This window comes from Pseudomonas brassicae (assembly GCF_010671725.1).
GTDB lineage: Bacteria > Pseudomonadota > Gammaproteobacteria > Pseudomonadales > Pseudomonadaceae > Aquipseudomonas > Aquipseudomonas brassicae.
This window is the reverse complement of sequence record NZ_JAAHBU010000567.1, coordinates 1-4,500: the sequence shown is the minus strand read 5'-3', so window position 1 is coordinate 4,500 and position 4,500 is coordinate 1. Positions and strand designations below refer to the sequence as shown.

The window sequence follows — 4,500 nt, the reverse complement described above, 5'->3', positions numbered from 1 at the left end:
GGTGACGCTGAAGGTAGAAGGGCAGAGCGAGCTGATCGAGGCGGAAGTGGTCAAGGATCACGACAGCCTGACCAACCTGGCGCGTGGCGAAACGTTGTTCTTCAAACCGAAGGTGTGGCAGAAGGTCGGCAACATCTGAGGCCTCTCGGGCCTCTTCGCTGGCAAGCCAGCTCCCACAGGGTTATCACTCAGCCTGAGAGCAGTGGGGTAACTGTGGGAGCTGGCTTGCCAGCGAATGGGCCGCGCAGCGGCCCCTGGGCCTCACCACACCCCGATCTTCACCAGGCTATCCGCCTGCGGCTCCCCATACCGGAACCGCTCCCCGCGCCGCTCGATCTGCGCATGGCTGATCGTGGTCCTGCGCTTGAGCCCGCGCAGCCACTGCAGCAGATGCCCCTGATGCACCTCGCGCACGCCGGCATGCGCCGGGTCATCGCCCAGGTCATGCAACTCCTGCGGGTCCTCCTGCAGATCGAACAGCTGCGCCCTGAACCCGTCATACGCGATGTACTTGAAGCGCTCGCTGCGCACCATGGTCATGCGGCAGCGGTCGATCGGCTGCCCCAGCCGTTCACGCGCCGGCGTCTGGAACGCATAGTCATACTCGGCAATCGCGTACTCGCGCCAGCCCTGCGTCGTGCCGTGCAACAGCGGTATCCACGAGCGCCCCTCCAACCGATGCTCCGCCCCCGGCAACCCCAGCGCCTCCAGAAACGTCGGCAGTGCATCGATGGTTTCCACCAGGCGTTCATCCACTGAGCCCCGGCTGCCATCGGCCTCGACGCGTGGGTCGCGCACGATCAACGGCACGCCCACCGCCTGCTCCAGCAGGAACTCCTTTTCACCCAGCCCGTGGTCACCCAGAAAGTCCCCATGATCGCTCGTGAACACGATCAGCGTGTCATCCCAGCGCCCACTGCCTTGCAGTACGTCGAACAGCCGCCCGAGCTGATCGTCGACCTGCTTGATCAGCCCCATGTAGGTCGGGATCACCTTCAGGCGCACCTGCTCGCGGGAGAAGTTCACGCTCTCCTGGTGCTGGCGGAATGCGCCATACACCGGGTGATCGCTGCGGTCGCCCGACACCACCGGCACTACCTGGCTGGCGTCATACAGCGCGTGGTACGGCGCCGGCGCAATGTACGGCCAGTGCGGCTTGATGTACGACAGGTGCAGGCACCACGGCTGTTCACCCTGTTCGGTGATGAAGTCGATGGCGCGGTCGGTGGTGTAGACCGTCTCGGAGTGCTGCGCGGGCAGCCGCGTGGGCAGGTCGGCGTTGCGCATGTGCCAGCCACTGAGCACCTCGCCGTCAGCGCCCTGGGCCGCGTTGGCCCAGTCATGCCAGGGGTTTTCGCCGTCATAGCCGAGCGCGCGCAGGTAGTGGGTGTACGGCGCACTTTCACGCTTGTCGGCAAACAACGGGTCGTCCGGGTAGATCCCGTCATGGCGTACATACGCCTCGAACCCCACCTCGTCGAGCTGCTGCGCGGTGTCGGGGGCGATGCCCAGCTGGCGCTGGGCCTCAAGGTTCGGCGTGGCGTGGGTCTTGCCCACCAGCGCGGTGCGGATGCCGGCCGGGCGCAGGTAGTCGCCCAGGGTCAGTTCCTCCAGCGGCAGCGGCACGCCATTCCACGCCACCTGATGGCTGCTCACATAGCGCCCGGTGTACGCCGACATGCGCGACGGCCCGCAGATGGTGCCCTGGGTATAGGCGCGGCTGAAACGCACCCCGGCGGCCGCCAGGCGGTCGATGTTGGGCGTGTGCAGGTGCGGGTGGCCATAGCACGACAGGTAATCGCGACGCAGTTGGTCGCACATGATGTACAGCACGTTGCGCACGGGGGCAGGTTGGGTCATGGCGCTCACCGGTTGAAAGTCTGGTGAGTGATTTCGCCCTGCCGGCCCCGCGCCGACAAGCGCATTTGCCGAATACCTTCGATGCAGGGCGCGCAACGCGTCAGATGGCCAGGCGCTCCAGGTTGCACAGGTCCTGGTCGGCCTGATCGGTGTCGACGATCTGCGCGATCATTGCCTCGGCCAGCGGCGACAGGCGCTGGCGTGCGCGGCTGACGATGCCGTAGCGGGTGTACAGCTCTTCACAGTCGTCGCGCAGGCCGTCGATGCTCAGGCGCACCAGTTGGCTGGCCGCCCCGTGCCAGGCATCGCTGTTGGCGCTGCAGATGCCGATGGCGTCCGAGTTCAACACCACGCCCAGCAGGCTGTGGCCGTTCTCGCATTCGACATTGGCGGCAAAGTCCGGTTGGCCGCTGAGGTCGCTGACCACCTTGCGCAGGTTGGGCGGGCGCAGCGTGACCGCCAGTGGGTAGCGCAGCAGTTGCTCGGCGCTGACACTGGCCTGCTGCGCCAGCGGGTGCGCGGCGCGGCAGCAGAAGTGCCAGCGGCGCGGGCGCAGGCGCACGGTGTGGTAGGCCGGGTCGGCCTCGAAGCGGCGCGTGTCGGCCACGAAGAACTCGAACTCTTCGGCCAGCAGGCGCGTGTTCAGGCTGTGCCAGTCATCCACCTGAAACTTCACCCGCGCCTTGGGGTAGCGCCCGATGAACGCGCCAATGGCCCGCGGCACCAGCCCGGCGGCTGGCGCCGGGCCGCAGCCAAAGCGCAGCTCGCCGGCCTCCAGGCCATTGAACTGGCTGATCTCGTTGCTCAGTTGATGCGCGCCGCTGACCAGCCGGCGTGCGTGTTCAAGCACCACAAGGCCTTGCTTGGTCGGCGCCAGCTCCTTGCTCGATCGGTTCACCAGCAGGCAGCCGGCGCTGTGTTCCAGCGCCTGGATGCTGCGGCTGAAGGCCGATTGCGACAGGTTTACCGCACTCGCCGCGGCAACGAAGCTGCGGTGCTCGGCAAGGGCGATCAGGTGGCGAAGCTGGCGTAGGTCGATATGCATTTTTCACATGAAAAGTATCGGGCAAATGCATTTGCTCTGCCTCGGCTGCAGTCCTTATAAAGGCAATCTCTTATGCAGTAAACATATGTGAAATCATAAATAAATAACTTTAAGGAATATAAATTCCTTGCCCAGGAGCCGCCCATGAGCCTGACCCACCCCGCCGCCCCCTTGTCTTCCCGACGGCTCCAGCGGTTGCCGCTGGCCCTGCTGCTGGCCGGCAGTGCGCACTGGCTGCCCGCCCAGGCCGCCGCGGACACCGCACCTGCGGCCAAGGCAGACAGCCAGCTCAAGACGGTCACCGTGACCGCGCGCCGGCGTGAGGAAAGCGCCCAGGACGTGCCCACGCCCATGAGCGTACTCGACGGCCAGGCCCTGGAAAGCCAGCGCGTGTACCGCATCCAGGACCTGCAGCAACTGGTGCCCAGCGTCAACGTGGCCTACATGCATGCGCGCCAGTCCAGTGTGTCGATTCGCGGCCTGGGCAACAACCCGGCCAGCGACGGGCTGGAGGGCAGCGTGGGGCTGTACCTGGACAACGTCTACCTGGGCCGGCCGGGCATGGCCGTGTTCGACCTCATGGACATCGAGCAGCTTGAAGTACTGCGCGGCCCGCAGGGCACCCTGTTCGGCAAGAACACCACCGCCGGGGTCATCAACATCAGTACCCGCGCGCCCAGCTTCACACCCGAGCGCAGCATCGAGACTTCGGTGGGCGAGGACGGCTATTTCCAGACCAAGGGCACGATTTCCGGCCCGCTGAACGAGACCCTCGCCGGACGCTTCTCGGCCTACCGCACGCGCAGCGACGGCGACATCAAGAACGAGCACGACGGCCACACCCTCAACGGCGGCGCGCGCCAGGGCTTTCGCGGGCAATTGCTGTACAAGCCCAGCGAGCAGTTCAACCTGCGCTGGATCGGCGACTACAACGAAGAAGACTCCAGCGCCGGCACCCGCGTGCTGTACAGTACCGGCCCGACCATCAACGGCGTCAACCGCTATGAAGCCCGTGCGGCCGCCGCCGGTGCCACGCTGGTCGACGGCAGCCACCGCAAGGTCAACCTGGACGACGACCAGCAGGTCACGGTGTTCCAGGGCGGCACCTCGCTGGAAGCCAACTGGACCCTGGGCAACGACTTCACCCTGACCTCGATCAGCAGCTACCGCTGGTGGGACTTCACCCCGCGCAACGACGATGGTCTGGACGTGCCGGCCGCCTACAACGCCGGCGTCTCGGTGCAAGACAAGCAGTACTCGCAGGAATTTCGCCTGGCCTCGCCCACTGGCGGGTTCTTCGACTATGTGCTCGGCGCCTACTACTTCGGCTCCGACCTGGACAACAAATCGTTCAACCACTACGGCCCGCAGGCCGACCTGTGGAACGGCACGCCGGCCGGCGCGCTGGCCAATGTCACCACCCTGGGCAAGGGGCACATCAAAACCGACAGCTTTGCCCTGTTTGCCCAGGGCACCTGGCACCTCACCCCGCGCCTGGACTTCACCGCCGGGGTGCGCGGCACCTACGAGCAGAAAAAGTGCCTGGGTCAGCCGCGCCGCGCCCGTCGGCGGCACCGCCGTCAACCGGCGCGGCG

The 4,500-nt window shown here is 66.2% G+C and carries 3 protein-coding genes and 1 pseudogene; 2 read left to right on the top strand and 2 right to left on the bottom strand.

Features of this window, described 5'->3' with window-relative positions; all coding sequences use genetic code 11:
• Positions 1-139, top strand: a 139-nt coding sequence (locus G3436_RS26130; protein WP_420801258.1) for a TOBE-like domain-containing protein, incomplete at its 5' end; no start/stop codon positions are given.
• Positions 140-261: 122 nt separating this feature from the next.
• On the opposite strand, the gene G3436_RS26125 is transcribed toward G3436_RS26130, so the two are convergent.
• Together G3436_RS26125 and G3436_RS26120 are read right to left on the bottom strand one after the other, a co-directional pair.
• Entirely contained in the window at positions 262-1,860 is a 1,599-nt protein-coding gene (locus tag G3436_RS26125; protein WP_163951168.1) for an alkaline phosphatase family protein, read from the bottom strand.
• Positions 1,861-1,960: 100 nt separating this feature from the next.
• Positions 1,961-2,905, bottom strand: coding sequence for a LysR family transcriptional regulator (locus G3436_RS26120; protein ID WP_163951165.1), 945 nt, complete (start codon positions 2,903-2,905; stop codon positions 1,961-1,963).
• Positions 2,906-3,049: 144 nt separating this feature from the next.
• On the opposite strand from G3436_RS26120, the pseudogene G3436_RS26115 reads away from it, so the two are divergent.
• Positions 3,050-4,500: pseudogene (locus tag G3436_RS26115) on the top strand (TonB-dependent receptor); the annotation flags it as partial.